This window comes from Aeromicrobium sp. Leaf272, from assembly GCF_001422865.1.
GTDB lineage: Bacteria > Actinomycetota > Actinomycetes > Propionibacteriales > Nocardioidaceae > Aeromicrobium.
The window spans coordinates 685,205-703,146 of sequence record NZ_LMMY01000013.1 but is presented as its reverse complement, the minus strand read 5'-3'; the positions used below and the strand labels follow the sequence as shown (position 1 = coordinate 703,146).

Below are 17,942 nucleotides of genomic sequence, written 5' to 3'. Positions count from 1 at the left end.
GCTGGTCGGACGCAGGAATCTGCGTTCACGCGTGGGGGACGCACGATTCTGCGTTCGCGTGTGGGGGACGCAGGATGCTGCGTTCGCGCGCTGGAAGTCGAACGCTTCTGCGTTCGTGTCGGGATCCGGTCGTGAACGCAGCATCGTTCGGGCCTGCGCACGTGAACGCAGCATCGTGGCCGCCTGGCCGCGCGGGCTGGCAGGGATTCTCCCTTCCCGTGGACCGGTCCACGAGAAGGGAGAATCCCTGACCCTTCCGCCCTCGACATCGGTGGATCCTCAACCTCTGCGGGCCGTCTCCGGTGGAGGATCCACCGATGGCGCGCACCAACGAAGAACCCTGCACCGATCACGCGCAAAGGAAGAATCGTGCGTCACCCGCAGCACCAGACCGGACGCCGCGATCCCGGAGCGGCGCCCACCCAGGCCCCCGGTCGAGGCCTTTCGGAGATCACCCCCAGCGAAGGCCGAGGCGTCGCAGCAGCAAGCCCACGACCACCGGAGGCAGCGCAGCAGCACGTCGAGACGAACCTCAGGCAGCGCAGCAGCGGCGACGACGCCCACCGGCAGCGCTCCAGAGAGACCGGGACGAACCCCGGCCCGGCCCGGCTCGGCTCGACCCTCAGACCTTGTCGGCGCGCCGCTCGTCCTGGCGCCGACGCAGCGTCCGGCGGACGGCGATGAGCTTGCCGGTGTCCTTGGAGTGCGTGGCCTTGGAGCTGAGGCGCGAGCGGAGCCGGCTGGCCTGGATCGCCCGCACCGCCGCGACCTGGGTGAAGCCGATCTTGGTGAGGTAGCGGTGCGGCTCGCGCGCCATGAGCGGGATGGCCGCCACGACGATCTCGCAGGCGTGCTCCTCGCCGTAGGTGGCGGCGGCCGACAGCAGCGTGGCGGCGACGTTGCGTCGGCGGTGGCGCGGCGACACCTGGATGTCGGTCACGAGCAGGATCGGCGTGAGCGTGATCGGCGTCAGCGTGCTGAGGTCGCACACCGTCGCGCCGACGATCTCGCCGTCGACGAGGGCCACGATGATCCGCTTGCCCGGCTTCGCCAGGTTCTGCTCGATGGCCGACGCGGCCTCGGCGACGCTCGGCTCACGGAACAGCGACTGGTAGGAGAACGCCTCGGCACCCTCGTCGTCGCTCGCCTTGGCCGACTCCGCCCACAGCTCGACGAGCGCGGCTGCGTCCTCGGGCACCGCGTCGCGCATCACGATCGGTGAACGAGTGGCCATGGTGTCCTCGGCGGGAGTGGTGTCTGGACCGGGTCGGCGCCAGTGCCACGATGGGCGACGTCGGGGTGGGTCGCGCCGGCAACGGCGAGAAGGAGAGCGTACATGTTCATCGGGGCAGGCACGCTCACCAACGTGCTCACCGTGCTCGTCGGCGGTGGGCTCGGGCTCCTCGTCGGGCACCGCCTGCCCGAACGCGTCCGCACGACCGTCACGTCGGCACTCGGCCTGGTCACGCTGCTCATCGCCGCCGACGCCGCCGCAGCCGTGAACAGCGACGCCCTGACCTCCTCGACCGGTCGCGGCGCGCCGACGCTGATCGTGCTCGGCTCGCTCGCCGTGGGCGGGATCATCGGCTCCTTCGCCCGGCTCGAGGACCGGCTCGAGGACCTGGGCGGGTTCCTGCAGCGCCGCCTCGGCGGCTCGGCCGCCCGTCAGGTCCCCCTGGGCGATTCCGCCGGCCCCACCACCGACGGCGGTCCCACCGACCGTGGCCCCGACGACGGTGACCGCGAACGCTTCGTGCAGGGCTTCGTCATCGCCTCCCTCGTGTTCTGCGTCGGGCCGCTCACCATCCTGGGCTCGCTGAACGAGGGACTCGGCCGCGGCGCCGAGCAGCTGCTGCTCAAGTCCACCCTCGACGGCTTCGCCGCCCTGGCCTTCGCGGCGGCGTTCGGCGTCGGTGTGCTCGCGTCCGCGATCTCGGTGCTGGTGGTGCAGGGATCGCTCACCGGGCTCGGCGTCCTCGTCGGCGGACTCCTGCCCGCCGCGCACCTCGACGCCGTGGGCGCGACCGGCGGCCTCATCCTCGTCGGGGTCGCGCTGCGGCTGCTCGACCTGAAGCAGCTCCCGGTGGCCGACCTGCTGCCCGCCCTGCTGGTGGCCCCCGCTCTCACGCAGCTCGCCGTCGCCCTCGCCTGAGTCGACTTCACAGAACTGTTACCTGGCGAGTCTGCGGATGGGACCTCCTGCCACCCTCCCGGGGATATAGTCCCCGGGACGAAGGCGCCACCTGCGCTGCCCGAACCTCCAGGAGACCTGCGTGCGACTGACATCCAAGGTCCTCGTGTCGGCGATCCTGGCGTGCCTGGTCGTCCTGGTGCCGCTCGGCGGCGCCTCGGCGACCGACGCGCCATCGCCCAGCACGAGCCCCTCGGCGCCCACCGCGGCCGCCACCCCGCCGGACGGCCCGTACGTGGGCGTGACGCTGCAGAACAGCGGCGCCGACGCCGGGCCCATCGCCGGAGCCACGCTGACGGCCTCCACGTCGGACGGCACGGAGGTCGGCGAGGCGGTCACGGGGCCTGAGGGCCGCGCCTTCATCCCGATCCCCGAGCGCGGCACCTACGTCGTCACCCTCGACGTCGACTCGCTCCCGGCCGGCATCGAGTTCGCCGGGAGCCCCGAGCGCACCGTGAACGCCCTCCTCGACGGCGGCAACTTCGTGCAGTTCCAGATCGGCGTGGTCGAGCAGACCGGCCCGCCGCTCGGCGAGCGGTTCGCCGCCGCCATGGTCAACGGCGTCAAGTTCGGCCTCATCATCGCGCTCGCGGCGCTCGGCCTGTCGCTGATCTTCGGCACCACGAAGCTGACGAACTTCTCCCACGGCGAGCTGATCACCTTCGGCGCCATCGCGACCTACGTCGCCAACCGCGCCTTCGGCCTCCCCGTGATCCTCGCGATCATCGCGGCGGTGGTCGCGTCCGCGGCCTTCGGCTGGCTCCAGGACAAGTTCCTCTGGAAGCCGCTGCGCAGCAAGGGCGTCGGGATCATCGCGATGATGATCGTCTCCATCGGCTTCGGACTCTTCCTGCGCAACATCTTCCAGTACACGTTCGGCGGCTCGCGACGCTCGCTGTCGCAGTACGTCAACCAGAGCCGTGAGACCTACGGACCGTTCTCGCTGGCGGACAAGGAGCTCGCGATCATCGGCGTCGCGGTCGTCGTCCTGACCGTCACCTGCGTCGTCCTCATGAAGACCCGCCTCGGCAAGTCCATGCGAGCGGTCGCCGACAACCCGGCCCTCTCGGCCTCGTCGGGCCTGCGGGTCGACGGCGTCATCCGGTCGGTCTGGGTGCTCGGCACCGCACTGACCGGGCTGGCCGGCGGCCTGCTCGCCGTCAACAGCCAGGTCAACTTCCTCATGGGCTTCAAGCTGCTGCTGCTCGTCTTCGCCGCGGTCACCCTCGGCGGCCTGGGCACCATCTGGGGCGCGCTCGTCGGCTCCATGATCATCGGGATCATGGTCGAGGTCGGCACGCTCGAGATCGGGTGGTGGCCCGGTGTCCCCTCGTCCATCAAGGAGGTCGGCGCGCTCGTCGTGCTGATCCTCATCCTGCTGATCCGGCCGCAGGGCATCCTCGGCCGCGCCGAGCGGATCGGCTGAAAGGGCTCTCATGGACTTCGGAAGCATCCTCAACTCGGCACTCTCCTCCGCCCTCGGGCCGCAGGCGATCGTGTTCGCGCTCGCTGCGATCGGCCTCAACATCCACTTCGGCTACACCGGCCTGCTGAACTTCGGCCAGGCCGGGTTCATGGCCGTGGGCGCCTACGGCCTGGCCGTCACGGTCGTCACGTTCGACCAGTCCTTCTGGCTCGGCATCGTGGTGGCCATCGTCGCCTCGATGCTGCTCGCCCTCGTGCTGGGCGTCCCGACGCTGCGGCTCCGGGCCGACTACCTCGCGATCGCCACCATCGCCACGGCGGAGATCCTCCGCCTGGTCTTCGGCGCGGTCGAGACGAAGGACGTCTTCGGCGGGTCGAACGGTCTGACGGGCTTCGCGTCGACCTTCCAGGACCTCAACCCGTACGGCGGGGGCATCGACCTCGGGATCGTCTCCTTCCGACGCGGTGACCTCTGGTCGCTCACCGTCGGCTGGGCGCTCGTGGCGCTGGCCTGCCTGCTCGTGTGGCTACTGATGCGCAGCCCGTGGGGTCGTGTCCTGCGCTCCATCCGCGAGGACGAGGACGCCGTGCGCTCGCTCGGCAAGAACGTCTTCGCCTACAAGATGCAGGCCCTCATGCTCGGTGGCGTCTTCGGTGGCCTCGCCGGTCTCTTCCTGGCCCTCAAGCAGGCGTCGGTCGTGCCCAGCGACTACTCCACGAACGTGACGTTCTTCGCCTACACGGCCCTGCTGATCGGCGGTGCGGCCCGCGTGCTCGGACCGGTCATCGGCGCGATGATCTTCTGGTTCCTCATGGCCGGCATCGGCTCCTTCTTCAGCCAGGCCACGGCCGGCGACAACCCGCTCATCCCCGACTGGGCGATGAGCGACATCCAGGCCAGCCTGGTGCGACTCATCCTCGTGGGCCTGGGACTGATGCTCCTGATGATCTACCGACCCCAGGGAATCTTCGGCGACCGGAAGGAGCTGGCGATCGATGCCCGCTGACACCACCAACCAGGTCGACTCCCTCGCGGGGGTCGCGAACACGCCGGGCGTCGCCAAGCCCGACCCGATCCTCAAGGGCACCTCGATCACCCGGCAGTTCGGTGGCCTCAAGGCCGTCGACGTCGACCACGTCGAGATCCAGCGGGGCGTCATCACGGCCCTCATCGGCCCGAACGGTGCGGGCAAGACGACGCTGTTCAACCTGCTGACCGGCTTCGACGCCCCCGACACCGGCGAGTGGTCCTTCAACGGCTCGTCGCTGCAGAAGGTGCCGGCCTACAAGGTCGCGCGCCGCGGCATGGTGCGCACGTTCCAGCTGACGAAGGTGCTCTCGCGCCTCACCGTCATCGAGAACATGCGCCTCGGTGCCACGGGCCAGCGGGGTGAGAGCTTCTGGTCCGCGCCCTTCCGCGCGCTGTGGTCCTCCCAGGAGGCCGAGATCACCGCCCGCGCGGACGAGCTGCTCGCCCGGTTCAAGCTCGACGCCAAGCGCGAGGACTTCGCCGGGTCGCTGTCCGGTGGTCAGCGCAAGCTCCTCGAGATGGCGCGCTCCCTCATGGTCGACCCCGAGCTGATCATGCTCGACGAGCCCATGGCCGGCGTGAACCCGGCGCTGAAGCAGTCGCTGCTCGGTCACGTGAAGTCGCTGCGCGACGAGGGCCGCACGGTCCTGTTCGTGGAGCACGACATGGACATGGTCCGTGACATCTCCGACTGGGTCATCGTCATGGCGCAGGGCAAGATCGTCGCCGAGGGCACGCCCGAGCAGGTCATGTCCGACCAGGCCGTGATCGACGCCTACCTGGGTGCGCACCACGACACCGACATCACCGAGCTGGACGAGAGCGAGCTCGAGGCGGCCACCGAGGCCGAGCTCGACGAGGAGGCCTGACATGTCAGAGATCCACGAGCCCGGCCACGGCACCAGCCGCGAGGCGGCCCGCGACGCGAACTTCGCGGAGGAGCAGGCCAAGCACTCGGCCGGGGCCGAAGGTGCGATCCTGCGCGCCGACGGTCTGATCGCGGGCTACCTGCCGGGCGTGAACATCCTCAACAGCGCCGACCTCTACTGCCAGCCGGGTGAGCTCGTCGGCATCATCGGTCCGAACGGCGCCGGCAAGTCGACGCTGCTCAAGGCCCTGTTCGGCCTCGTGACCATCCACGAGGGCACCGTGACCCTCGACGGCGCCGAGATCACCAACCAGCGAGCCGACCAGCTGGTCACCAAGGGCATCGGCTTCGTGCCGCAGTCCAACAACGTGTTCCCGAGCCTGACGATCGAGGAGAACCTCGAGATGGGGTGCTACCAGGCACCCAAGCGGTTCGCCGAGAGGTTCGGGTTCGTGACGGACCTGTTCCCGCGGCTGGGCGAGCGACGCAAGCAGCGAGCCGGCTCGCTGTCCGGCGGCGAGCGCCAGATGGTCGCCATGGGCCGGGCGCTCATGATGGACCCGAAGGTGCTGCTGCTCGACGAGCCCTCGGCCGGCCTCTCCCCCGTCCTGCAGGACGAGGTCTTCGTACAGACGCGCAACATCAACAAGGCCGGCGTCTCGGTCATCATGGTCGAGCAGAACGCCAAGCGCTGCCTGCAGATCTGCGACCGCGGCTACGTGCTCGACCAGGGCCGCTCGGCCTACTCCGGCACGGGTCGCTCGCTCGGCAACGACCCCAAGGTCATCGAGCTCTACCTCGGCACCCTGGGCAAGAAGGCCAGCTGACGCCGCCCCGCACCACCCACGACGAAGCCCCCTGGCCGACGGTCAGGGGGCTTCGTCGTGTCCCCGCCGCTCCCCCGACGCCTCGGGGCTGTGCCGGAGATTCCCAGGTCGACCTGGGAATCCTGCAGAAGCACGGGAAGCAAACCGTGCAGACGTGGGAAAGCCGTGCACTCCGGCCCCATCGGTGGATCTGGCACGTCAGGAGCGCAGGTGTGGTTGCTGAGCCACCGATGAAGGGCGCGCGGTGCGTTCTCCGCCGAGTCCCCGCCCGCACGGTGACGTCTCCACCGTCCCAGCGCTGGGACGGTGCGATCCGCACCGCACACCCCGGCTGGTCAATCCCTTCGGTGGAGAAGTCACCGCTCGGACGGGGCGGAAGGTCCGACGCGCGGACATGACGAGGCCCCCGGGTGGAACCCGGGGGCCTCGTGCAGGACGTGCGCTACGTCAGCGGATCAGATGTTGCCGCTGATGTAGTCGACCGCCTTGTAGGTGTTGTCGGCGCCGTACTCGTAGATGCCGATCGAGGCGGCCGTGGGGCTGCCCGTCTCGCCGAGCTCGATCGGACCGGAGACACCGTCGTAGTCGATGTCCGTGCCGTCGGCGAGCAGGTCGGCGCACGCCTTGAACTCGGTGCACTTCTCGCCGCCGGTCGTGATGCCCGGGATCTCCTTGGCGATCTTGTCGCCGGCGTCGCTGTCGGCCGCGATGGCCGCGAGCGCCGAGACGATGACCGCGTCGTAGGACTCCGCCGAGTAGGAGTAGTCCTTGAGGTCGGGGTCGACCTCGAGCAGACGGTCCTTGAAGTCACCCGAGGTCTCGGCACCGGGGATGGTGCCCTTTGTGCCCTCGAGCGTGCCGTCGGGCAGCTTGCCCGCGTAGTCGGCCGTGTTGCCGTCGACGAAGTACGTGTCGACGTCCTGCGGGCCGGCGCCGGCCTGGACCAGCTGCGGCACGATCGTCGTGGTCTCCTCGAAGGCGACCAGCACGACCGCGTCGGGCTTGGCGTCGGCGATCTCCTGGACCTGCGAGTCGTAGGACTGCGCGTTCTCGCCGTAGAAGACCGTGGCAGCGACCTTGCTGCCCGCGTTCTCCAGGCCCTTGCCGATCTCCTCGGCGAGGGTCTCGCCGTAGGCGTCCTGACGGGCGAGGATGGCGACGTTCTGCTTGCCGTCCTCGATCAGCAGGTTCGACATGACCGCACCCTGGAGGATGTCCGAGGGCGCCGTGCGGAAGTACAGGTCAGGCTTGGAGTAGTCGCCGTTGTCGAAGTCGGTCGACGTGTTGGCGGGCGAGAACATGACCGAGCCGGCCGACATGATCTTGTCGATGACCGTCATGGAGACGCCCGAGGAGGCCGCGCCGACGATGACGTCGGACTTGGCGTCGAGCAGCTTGTCGGTCTCGGCGGGGGCGATGCCCGAGTCGGTGTCGCCCGAGTCGGCCTTGACGCCCTTGACGTCCTTGCCGAGGACTCCCCCGGCCGCGTTGACGTCCTGGATGGCGAGGTCGACGCCGGCGAACTCCGGCGGGCCGAGGAACGCCAGGCTGCCGGTCTGCGGCAGCAGCGAGCCGACGGTGAGGACGCCGTCGGACTTCGACGCGGCCGCCTTGTCGTCGCCGCCGTCTCCGCCGTCGTCGCCACCACCGCAGGCGGCGAGCACGAGGGCGCCCGCTGCTGCGACCGTGGCCAGTCGCATGGTCCTGGTACTGCGCTTCATTGATCCTCCGGGGAACTGTGGTTCGGCCCCCGACGGGCCGAGCCGTAGGTCGAAACTAGTCGCCAGCAGGGTCACCGGGGTCAGCCTGGCAGGAATGTCGTGCTTCGTAGCCAAGTTGTAACCCGCGCGCTCACTCCGGCAGTTCTCCGGCGTCCCCACGAGTGGATCCGTCGACGCCGTGCTCGACCACGCGCTCGGCGACGGTCCGCATCGACATCCGCAGGTCCATGGCCGTGCGCTGGATCCAGCCGAAGGCCTCGGGCTCGCTCAGTCCCAGCGCAGCCTGCAGCTGGGCCTTGGCCCGCTCGACCACCTTGCGCGTCGCGAGCTGGTCGCTCAGGTCCTCGACCTCGGCCTCCAGGGCGGCCAGCTCCGCGAACCGGCTGCGGGCCATCTCGATGGCCGGCACCAGGTCGGAGGCGGTGAACGGCTTCACGAGGTAGGCCATGGCGCCGGACTGGCGCGCACGCTCGACCAGCTCGCGCTGGCTGAACGCCGTCAGCATCACCACCGGCGCGATCCGCTGGCCGGCGATCCGCGTCGCCGCGGCGATGCCGTCGAGCCGCGGCATCTTCACGTCCATCATCACGAGGTCAGGCTCGAGCGACGTGGCGAGCTCCACGGCCTCGAGCCCGTCGGCCGCCTGCCCGACGACGTCGTACCCCTCCTCCTCGAGCATCTCGGCGAGGTCGAGGCGGATCAACGCCTCGTCCTCGGCGATGACGACGCGAGGCCTCGCGGCGGAGGCGTCGCGGGCCGCGTCGTCGGGGAGGGCCGTCTCTGGTGGGGTGGGGCTCACGTGAGAAGGTTATCGGGCGCTCTGGGCGCGCCGACTTGGCGGAATGGTAGACGCGACGGTCTCAAAAACCGTTGTCCGAGAGGGCGTGCGGGTTCGAGTCCCGCAGTCGGCACATCACCCGGCGCCACCCCCGCGCCGCCGCGCCGGCGGACCGCCGGGGCTCACGTCGACGTGCCGCGGCCTGTCTCCTGCTGCAGCCGCTCGATGTGCTCGGAGGCCTCGGCCTTGGTGAGGTCGGCCGACAGCGTCTCCCCCGCGTCGCGGGCGAGCGTGTCCAGGTAGCTGCGCTGCGCCCCGGTCATGGGCTCGTCGCCGGTCACCCAGTCCTCCGGGTCCTTCTCGGTGGTCCCGCCCGCGTCGGCGCCGAGGACCTCGCCCGTGGGCCGAGTGATGTCGTGACCGTCAGAATGCATGTTCGATTCAGTCATGGTCCCACCGTAGGCCGGGACCCGGACAGGCGCTCGTCGAGCGACGGCGCGCGGCGACTCAGTCCTCGTCGGAGGGGTGCGCGTAGGCCGGCACGACCCGGTTGATCGCGTCGCCCATGCGGTGGATCCGCAGGGCGTTCGTGGATCCCGGGATGCCCGGAGGGGCACCGGCGACGATCACGACCTCCTCGCCCTGGGTGCAGCGCGCGACCTCGAGCAGGCGCTTGTCGACCTGCATCACCATCTCGTCGGTGTGCTTGACCTCGGGCACCAGGAAGGTCTCCACGCCCCAGGTGAGGGCGAGCTGGTTGCGGGTGAGCGGGTCGGGCGTGAACGCGATGACCGGGATGGCCGAGCGGTACCGCGACATGCGCCGGGCCGAGCCGCCGATCGTCGTGAACGCGACGACGTAGCGCGCGTCGATGGACTCGGCCACCGTGGCGGCGCCGCGGCAGATGATGCCGGCGCGGGTCTTGGCCTGCCAGGTGTAGGCGGCCATGCGCGGCAGGCCGTGGTCCTCGGTGGACTCGATGATGCGGGCCATGGTGCGCACGGTCTGGATCGGGTACTCCCCCACGCTCGTCTCGCCCGAGAGCATCACCGCGTCGGCCCCGTCGAGCACCGCGTTGGCGACGTCGGAGGCCTCGGCGCGCGTGGGGCGCGGTGCCGAGATCATCGACTCGAGCATCTGCGTGGCCACGATCACGGGCTTGGCGTTGCGCCGCGCCTTCTCGACGATGAGCTTCTGCACGATCGGCACGTCCTCGAGCGGCAGCTCGACACCGAGGTCGCCGCGCGCGACCATCACGCCGTCGAAGGCGTCCATGATCTCGTCGAGGTTCTCGACCGCCTGGGGCTTCTCGATCTTCGCGATGACCGGACGGTGGATGTCGAGGTCGCGCATGACGCTGCGCACGTCGTCGGCGTCCCGGGCGTTGCGCACGAAGGAGAGCGCCACGAAGTCGACGCCCAGCTGCAGCGCGAAGCGCAGGTCGGCGATGTCCTTGTCGCTCATGGCCGGGACGCTCACGGCGACGCCGGGCAGGTTGATGCCCTTGTTGTTGCTGAGGCGCCCGGCGGTCTCGCAGATGGTGACGACGTCGGTGCTCGTGACCTCCACGGCGCGCAGCCGCACCCGGCCGTCGTCGACGAGGATCTCGTCGCCGGGCGAGACGTCGCCCGGCAGGCCCTTGTAGGTCGTGGAGGCGCGCTCGGCGTCGCCGGGCACGTCGTCGACGGTGATGGTGAACCTGTCGCCCAGCGCGAGGTCCACCGGACCGTCGGCGAACCGACCGAGCCGGATCTTGGGGCCCTGGAGATCGGCGAGGATGGCGATCGCCTTGCCGGTGCGCTCGGCGGCCGCGCGCACGTGGCCGTAGTTCTCCTCGTGGTCGGCATGGTCGCCGTGACTCATGTTGAGTCGCGCGACGTCCATGCCCGCCTCGGCGAGCTGGAGGATGCGCTCGGCGGTCCCGACGGCCGGTCCGAGCGTGCAGACGATCTTGGCTCTACGCACACCCCGACCCTACCGACGTGGGACCAGTACCCGCGAGTCACTTTGTGGTGCGGCGCAACAAATCTCCCGACCGTCCAGTCCCACGCACGGACGAGGGCCGGGAGCAGCGCTCCCAGCCCTCGTCGAACGCAGTCCTCGTGACGTGCTGACCTCAGACCATCATCGGCCGGTCGTTCGGCTTGATCGGACGCGGCAGCGGGCTGTGCCCACCGGTCAGGTACGCATCGACACCCGCGGCGGCCGAGCGGCCCTCCGCGATGGCCCACACGATGAGCGACTGGCCACGGCCCGCGTCGCCGGCGACGAACACGCCCGGCACCGACGACATGAAGTCCTTGTCGCGCACGACGTTGCCGCGCTCGTCGAGGTCGACACCGAGCTGCTCGACGAGACCCTCGCGCTGCGGGCCGGTGAAGCCCATCGCGAAGAGCACCAGCTGGGCCGGCAGCACCTTCTCCGAGCCCGGCACCTCCTCGAAGCGACCGTCCTGCATCTCGACCTCGACGATGCGCAGGCCCGAGACGTTGCCGTCGTCGTCGCCGACGAACTCCTTGGTGGAGACGGCGTACACGCGGTCGCCGCCCTCCTCGTGCGCCGACGCCACCCGGTAGGTCATCGGGTAGGTGGGCCACGGCTGGTTCTCCGGGCGGTCCTCCCCCGGCTGCGGCATGATCTCCAGGCTGGTGACGGATCGCGCACCCTGACGGATCGAGGTCCCGAGGCAGTCGGCGCCGGTGTCGCCGCCACCGATGATGACGACGTCCTTGTCGGTGGCGAGGATCTGCTCCGACCCGTCCGTCGTCGGCTCGGCACCCAGCGCGGCCCGGTTGGCCTGCGGCAGGAAGTCCATGGCCTGGTGGATGCCACCGAGCTCACGGCCCGGGGCGGGCAGGTCGCGACGGACCGTGGAGCCGATGGCGAGGACGACGGCGTCGTAGCGGTCGCGCAGCTGGCTGCCCGTGAGCGTGTCGCCCACCTGGACACCGCTGCGGAACACGGTGCCCTCGCGCTGCATCTGCTCGATGCGTCGGTCGACGTGGACCTTCTCCATCTTGAACTCGGGGATGCCGTACCGCAGCAGTCCGCCGGGCTTGTCGTCGCGCTCGTACACGGCCACCGTGTGACCGGCCCGCGTGAGCTGCTGGGCCACGGCGAGACCAGCCGGGCCCGACCCGACGACCGCGACGGTCTTGCCGGTCAGGTACTCCGGGGGCTCGGGACGCACGTTGCGCCACTCCCACGCCCGGTCGATGATCGAGACCTCGACGTTCTTGATGGTGACGGGCTCGCGGTTGATGCCGACGACGCAGGCCGTCTCGCACGGCGCGGGGCACAGCCGACCGGTGAACTCGGGGAAGTTGTTGGTCGCGTGCAGCCGGTCGATCGCCTCGATCCAGTCGTCGCGCCACACCAGGTCGTTCCACTCCGGGATCAGGTTGCCCAGCGGGCAGCCCTGGTGGCAGAACGGGATGCCACAGTCCATGCAGCGCCCGGCCTGCTCGGAGATGATCGGGAGCAACGCCTTGCCGGGCCCACCGGGGTAGACCTCGTTCCAGTCGTTGACCCGCTCGTCCACGGGACGACGGGGTGCCACCTCTCGGGCGGTCGTGATGAAACCTCGGGGATCAGCCACGTGCGGCCACCTCCATCATGCGTGCGGTCGTGTCGTCCTCGGACAGGCCCTCGGCCTCGGCCTCGGCCTTGGCGTCGAGCACCTTGCGGTAGTTGACGGGCATGACCTCGGTGAAGCGTGCGAGCGACTGCTCCCACGCGCCCAGCAGCTGCTCGGCCACGGCCGAGCCGGTCTCCTCGTGGTGCTTGGCGACCAGGGTCCTGAGCGACTCGGCCGCCTCGGACCCCGCCTCGACCGGGTTGAGCTCGACCATGTCGGGGTTGACCAGCGAGTGGTCGAGGTCCAGGACGTAGGCCTGTCCCCCGCTCATGCCGGCAGCGACGTTGCGACCCGTGGGGCCGAGGATCACCACCGTGCCCCCGGTCATGTACTCGAGCGCGTGGTCCCCCACGCCCTCGACGACGGCCCGCGCACCGGAGTTGCGCACGCAGAACCGCTCGCCGACCTTGCCCCGCAGGTAGATCTCGCCACTGGTGGCACCGAAGCCGATCACGTTGCCGGCCACGATCTGGGCCTCGGCCGCGAACCGTGCGTCCCGCGGCGGGCGCACGATGATGCGTCCGCCGGAGAGACCCTTGCCCACGTAGTCGTTGCCGTCGCCCTCGAGGCGCAGCGTGATGCCGTGCGGCACGAAGGCGCCGAACGACTGGCCGGCCGACCCGAGGAAGGTCAGGTCGATGGTGTTCTCCGGCAGGCCCTCGCCGCGGTAGCGCTTGGTCAGCTCGTGGCCGAGCATGGTGCCGACCGTGCGGTTGACGTTGCGGATCGCGAGCTGCGCCCGCACCGGCTCCCCACGCTCCAGCGCGTCGGCCGAGAGCCTGATCAGCTCGGCGTCGAGCGCGACGTCGAGACCGTGGTCCTGGACCGTGGTGTTGCGCAGCGAGGCACCCTCGGGCAGCGCAGGCACGTAGAGGATCGGCGACAGGTCGAGGCTGGCGGCCTTCCAGTGGTCGACGGCCTTCTTGACGTCGAGCACCTCGGCGTGGCCGACGGCCTCGTCGATCGAGCGGAAGCCGAGCTCGGCGAGGTACTCGCGGACCTCCTGCGCCAGGAACTCGAAGAAGTTCACCACGTACTCGGCCTTGCCCGAGTACTTCTCGCGCAGCTGACGGTTCTGCGTGGCCACGCCCACCGGGCAGGTGTCCAGGTGGCAGACCCGCATCATGATGCAGCCGCTCACCACGAGCGGAGCCGTGGCGAAGCCGAACTCCTCGGCACCGAGGAGCGCCGCGACGACGACGTCGCGCCCGGTCTTGAGCTGGCCGTCGCACTGCACGACGATGCGGTCGCGCAGCCCGTTGACCAGCAGCGTCTGCTGCGTCTCGGCCAGGCCGAGCTCCCACGGACCGCCGGCGTGCTTGAGCGACGTCAGCGGGGACGCGCCCGTGCCGCCGTCGTGGCCGGAGATCAGCACGACGTCGGCCTTCGCCTTCGAGACGCCCGCCGCCACCGTGCCGACACCGACCTCGGAGACCAGCTTGACGTGCACGCGGGCCGACGGGTTGGCGTTCTTGAGGTCGTGGATGAGCTGCTTGAGGTCCTCGATCGAGTAGATGTCGTGGTGCGGCGGCGGCGAGATGAGACCGACGCCGGGCGTGGAGTGCCGCGTCTTGGCCACCCACGGGTACACCTTCGGGCCGGGCAGCTGGCCACCCTCGCCGGGCTTGGCACCCTGGGCCATCTTGATCTGGATGTCGTCGGCGTTGGAGAGGTACTCGCTCGTGACGCCGAAGCGGCCGGACGCGACCTGCTTGATCGAGGACCGACGCTCGGGGTCGTAGAGACGCTCGGGGTCCTCGCCGCCCTCACCGGTGTTGGACTTGCCGCCCAGTCGGTTCATGGCGACGGCGAGCGTCTCGTGCGCCTCCTGGCTGATGGAGCCGTAGCTCATGGCCCCGGTCGAGAACCGCTTGACGATCTCGCTGACCGGCTCGACCTCGTCGATCGGCACCGGCGGACGCTCGCCCTCCTTGAAGGTGAACAGGCCACGCAGCGTCATGAGCCGCTCGGACTGGTCGTCGACGCGCTGCGTGTACTTCTTGAAGATGTCGTAGCGGCCCGACCGGGTGGAGTGCTGGAGACGGAAGACCGTCTCGGGGTCGAACAGGTGCTCCGGGCCCTCGCGGCGCCACTGGTACTCGCCGCCGACCTCGAGGAAGCGCCGGCGGCCGACGATGCCCTGGGACGGGTAGGCACGGGCGTGCCGCGACGCGACCTCGGCGGCGATGACGTCGAGCCCGACGCCGCCGAGCTTGCTCGACGTGCCGGTGAAGTAGGCGTCGACGACCTCGTGGGACAGGCCGACGCACTCGAAGATCTGCGCGCCGGTGTAGGAGGCGACGGTGGAGACGCCGATCTTGCTCATGACCTTCAGCACGCCCTTGCCGAGGCCGTAGGCCACGTTGCGCAGCGCCTGCTGGGGCTCGACGTCGCGCACGAAGTTGCCCTCGCGTGCCAGGTCCTCGGCAGACTCCAGCGCGAGGTACGGGTTGACCGCCGTGGCGCCGTAGCCGATGAGCAGGGCGACGTGGTGGACCTCGCGGACGTCGCCGGCCTCGACCAGCAGGCCGGCCTGCGACCGCAGCTTCTCGCGGACCATGTGGTGGTGCACGGCCGCGGTGAGCAGCAACGACGGGATGGGGGCGCGCTCGGAGTCGGAGTGCCGGTCCGAGAGCACGATGATGCGCGCACCGTCGGCGACGGCCCGCGACACGTCGGCGCAGATCTCGTCGATCTTGGCCGCGAGCGCCTCGCCGCCGCCGTTGACGTCGTACAGCCCGCGCACCACGTGCACGCTGAACCCCGGCATGTCGCCGTCCTTGTTCATGTGCCGGATCTTGGCGAGCTCGTCGTTGTCGATGACCGGGAACGGCAGCTGCAGCATGCGGCAGGAGGCCGGGCTCGGCTCGAGCAGGTTCGCCTCCGGTCCCATGGTGCCGGCGAGCGACGTGACGACCTCCTCGCGGATGGCGTCGAGCGGCGGGTTGGTCACCTGCGCGAACAGCTGGCTGAAGTAGTCGAACAACATCCGCGGGCGGTCCGAGATCGCGGCGATGGGCGTGTCGGTGCCCATCGAGCCGATCGCCTCGGCGCCGGTCCGGGCCAGCGGCGCGAGCAGGATCCGCAGGTCCTCCTCGCTGTAGCCGAAGACCTGCTGGCGACGGGTGACCGACGCGTGCGTGTGGATGATGTGCTCGAGGTCGGGCAGGTCCTCGAACCGGACCAGCCCGGAGTAGAGCCACTCGTCGTAGGGGTGCTCGCCGGCGAGCCGGTTCTTGATCTCCTCGTCCTCGACGACGCGGTGCTCGTCGAGGTCGAGCAGGAACATCTTGCCGGGCTCGAGCCGGCCCTTGCGGGTGATGGTCGCGGGGTCGAGGTCGAGCACGCCCGCCTCGGACGCGAGCACGACGAGACCGTCGTCGGTGATCCAGAACCGACCGGGGCGCAGGCCGTTGCGGTCCAGCACGGCACCGATCTGCGTGCCGTCGGTGAAGCAGACGCACGCCGGACCGTCCCAGGGCTCCATGATCGAGGAGTGGAACTCGTAGAAGGCCCGCCGGGCCGGGTCCATGACGTCGTTGTTCTCCCAGGCCTCGGGGATCATCATCATCACGGCGTGCGGGAGCTCGCGGCCACCGAGGTGCAGCAGCTCGAGCACCTCGTCGAGCGAGGCCGTGTCGCTGCCCTCGGGGTCGCAGATCGGGTACAGCCGGCTGAGGTCGCCGGGGATCAGCTCGCTCTCGAGCGTCGCCTCACGGGCCCGCATCCAGTTGCGGTTGCCACGTGCGGTGTTGATCTCGCCGTTGTGCGCGACGAACCGGAACGGGTGGGCGAGCGGCCAGCTGGGGAACGTGTTGGTGGAGAACCGGCTGTGCACGATCGCGAGCGCCGACTCCATGCGCTCGTCGAGCAGGTCGGGGAAGAACTCGTCGAGCTGCTCGGTGGTGAGCATGCCCTTGTAGACGAGGGTGCGCGACGACAGCGTCGGGAAGTAGACGCCGGTCTCGTGCTCGGCACGCTTGCGCAGGCAGTACGCGAACCGGTCCAGCTCGATGCCCTCGCGCGACCGATCGGTGGACTCCACGTAGAGCAGCTCGAACGACGGCATCGCGCCGAACGCCATGGACCCGAGGATCTCGGGCTTGACGGGCACGGGACGCCAGCCGAGGACGGTCAGCGCCTCCTCGGCAGCGATCGCCTCGACCCGCTGCTTCGCCTCGGCGGCGGCCTCGGGCTCGGTCGGCAGGAACGCCAGGCCCACCGCGTAGTGGCCGGCCTCCGGCAGCGTGAACCCCTGCTCCTGCGCGACCGCCCGGACGAACCGGTCGGGCACCTGCATGAGGATGCCGGCACCGTCGCCGGTGTTCTCCTCGGCGCCCACCGCGCCGCGGTGGTCGAGGTTGCGCAGCGCGGTCAGGCCGTGCTTGACGATCTCGTTGCTCGGGATCCCCGAGAGCGTGGCGACGAAGGCGACGCCGCAGGCGTCACGCTCGTGCACCGGGTCGTACAGGCCCTGTGCGGCAGGCAGTGCCGAGAACTTGGGGGCCGAGAACGTGGGGGCCGAGAACGTGGGGGCCGAGAACGTCGGGCCGACCGTGCCGGGCTGCTGGAGCTCAGGAGGAATGGATGCGCTCACCGAGAGGTCCCTTCTCGCGTCATCATGGATGGGTGCTGGACCACCGATGCGGTGGCCCGACCGTGGGACGACGTTGGCCCAGGACAGCATCGTCACTGTACAGGCACGACGACCCGGGAGCGAGCAGGGCCGACCGGTCCCGCGTCACCCGAGCTGGGTCCCCACCGCCTCGCCGATGAGGTAGGTGATGCCGGCCGCGGCTCCGCCGAGCACGAGCTGCCGCAGCCCGCCGTACCACCAGGCGCGGCTCGTCACCCTCGTGACGATCGCGCCGCAGCCGAACAGCGCCAGCAGCGACACGACGATGGTCGGGACCGACGAGCTCGCCCCCAGCACGAGCGGCAGGAGCGGGATCAGGGCCCCGACGGTGAAGGCCCCGAACGACGACATGGCCGCGACCATCGGCGAGGGCAGCACGTCGGCGTCGATGCCCATCTCCTCCGCGGCGTGCACGGCGACCGCGTGGTCCAGGTCGAGGTGCACCTGCCGGGCCACCTCTCGCGCGGTGGTCTCGTCGACACCCTTGGCCATGAAGGTGGCCGCCAGCTCGGCCTCCTCGGCCGGGCCGTTGCGCACGATCTCGTCGCGCTCCACCGCGAGCTGGGCCTGGGCCAGCTCGCGCTGGCTCGCGACGGACGTGTACTCACCGGCCGCCATCGAGAACGCGCCGGCGGCCAGGCCCGCCAGTCCGGCGATGATCACGGGGGCGCGCTCGGTGCTGCCTCCGGTGACGCCCATGATGAGCGCGAAGTTCGACACGAGGCCGTCCATGGCCCCGAAGACGGCGGGCCGCAGCCACCCGCCGTTGACGTCGGGGTGCTCGTGGGAGACCGCGCCCGGGTCCGGCAGCGGTTCAGGGGTGCTCATG

At 70.2% G+C, this 17,942-nt stretch carries 13 protein-coding genes and 1 tRNA gene; 6 read left to right on the top strand and 8 right to left on the bottom strand.

What is annotated here, in order from left to right:
• Positions 1-622 precede the first annotated feature (622 nt).
• A complete protein-coding gene (locus ASF38_RS12640) occupies positions 623-1,234 on the bottom strand; it encodes a GNAT family N-acetyltransferase (protein ID WP_082480721.1) in 612 nt (203 codons plus the stop codon).
• 102 nt (positions 1,235-1,336) lie between these two features.
• On the opposite strand from ASF38_RS12640, the gene ASF38_RS12635 reads away from it, so the two are divergent.
• From ASF38_RS12635 to ASF38_RS12615, 5 genes are all read left to right on the top strand, one after another.
• Positions 1,337-2,152, top strand: coding sequence for a DUF554 domain-containing protein (locus tag ASF38_RS12635; RefSeq protein WP_056576413.1), 816 nt, complete (start codon positions 1,337-1,339; stop codon positions 2,150-2,152).
• 121 nt (positions 2,153-2,273) lie between these two features.
• Complete coding sequence (locus tag ASF38_RS12630) at positions 2,274-3,617, top strand: branched-chain amino acid ABC transporter permease (RefSeq protein ID WP_055965872.1); 1,344 nt, start codon at positions 2,274-2,276, stop codon at positions 3,615-3,617.
• Between the two features lie 10 nt (positions 3,618-3,627).
• Positions 3,628-4,623: a branched-chain amino acid ABC transporter permease gene (locus tag ASF38_RS12625; RefSeq protein ID WP_055965870.1), complete on the top strand. Its 996-nt coding sequence runs from the start codon at positions 3,628-3,630 to the stop codon at positions 4,621-4,623.
• Positions 4,613-5,515, top strand: a complete 903-nt coding sequence (locus ASF38_RS12620; RefSeq protein ID WP_055965869.1) for an ABC transporter ATP-binding protein — start codon at positions 4,613-4,615, stop codon at positions 5,513-5,515. Before ASF38_RS12625 ends, ASF38_RS12620 begins: the two co-directional genes overlap by 11 nt.
• Position 5,516: 1 nt before the next feature.
• Positions 5,517-6,341 carry an ABC transporter ATP-binding protein gene (locus ASF38_RS12615; RefSeq protein WP_055965867.1) on the top strand — a complete coding sequence of 275 codons (825 nt, stop codon included), beginning with the start codon at positions 5,517-5,519 and terminating at the stop codon, positions 6,339-6,341.
• Between the two features lie 455 nt (positions 6,342-6,796).
• On the opposite strand, the gene ASF38_RS12610 is transcribed toward ASF38_RS12615, so the two are convergent.
• Together ASF38_RS12610 and ASF38_RS12605 are read right to left on the bottom strand one after the other, a co-directional pair.
• Positions 6,797-8,062 (bottom strand): ABC transporter substrate-binding protein, encoded by a 1,266-nt coding sequence (locus tag ASF38_RS12610; RefSeq protein ID WP_055965865.1) that lies wholly within the window; start codon positions 8,060-8,062, stop codon positions 6,797-6,799.
• 130 nt (positions 8,063-8,192) lie between these two features.
• Positions 8,193-8,861, bottom strand: a complete 669-nt coding sequence (locus ASF38_RS12605) for an ANTAR domain-containing response regulator (RefSeq protein WP_055965862.1) — start codon at positions 8,859-8,861, stop codon at positions 8,193-8,195.
• A gap of 29 nt (positions 8,862-8,890) precedes the next feature.
• On the opposite strand from ASF38_RS12605, the gene ASF38_RS12600 reads away from it, so the two are divergent.
• A tRNA-Leu gene (locus ASF38_RS12600) sits at positions 8,891-8,973 on the top strand.
• A gap of 49 nt (positions 8,974-9,022) precedes the next feature.
• On the opposite strand, the gene ASF38_RS12595 is transcribed toward ASF38_RS12600, so the two are convergent.
• The 5 genes from ASF38_RS12595 to ASF38_RS12575 all read right to left on the bottom strand — a co-directional run bounded on the left by ASF38_RS12595 (position 9,023) and on the right by ASF38_RS12575 (position 17,941).
• Positions 9,023-9,289 carry a DUF3072 domain-containing protein gene (locus tag ASF38_RS12595; RefSeq protein ID WP_235497681.1) on the bottom strand — a complete coding sequence of 89 codons (267 nt, stop codon included), beginning with the start codon at positions 9,287-9,289 and terminating at the stop codon, positions 9,023-9,025.
• Between the two features lie 58 nt (positions 9,290-9,347).
• Positions 9,348-10,805 carry a pyruvate kinase gene (pyk, locus tag ASF38_RS12590; protein ID WP_055965857.1) on the bottom strand — a complete coding sequence of 486 codons (1,458 nt, stop codon included), beginning with the start codon at positions 10,803-10,805 and terminating at the stop codon, positions 9,348-9,350.
• A gap of 151 nt (positions 10,806-10,956) precedes the next feature.
• Positions 10,957-12,438, bottom strand: a complete 1,482-nt coding sequence (locus tag ASF38_RS12585) for a glutamate synthase subunit beta (protein WP_055965855.1) — start codon at positions 12,436-12,438, stop codon at positions 10,957-10,959.
• Entirely contained in the window at positions 12,431-16,948 is a 4,518-nt protein-coding gene (gltB, locus tag ASF38_RS12580; protein ID WP_156364852.1) for a glutamate synthase large subunit, read from the bottom strand. Before gltB ends, ASF38_RS12585 begins: the two co-directional genes overlap by 8 nt.
• A 270-nt stretch (positions 16,949-17,218) precedes the next feature.
• Positions 17,219-17,941 carry a VIT1/CCC1 transporter family protein gene (locus tag ASF38_RS12575; protein ID WP_055965853.1) on the bottom strand — a complete coding sequence of 241 codons (723 nt, stop codon included), beginning with the start codon at positions 17,939-17,941 and terminating at the stop codon, positions 17,219-17,221.
• Between the last annotated feature and the right edge of the window lies 1 nt (position 17,942).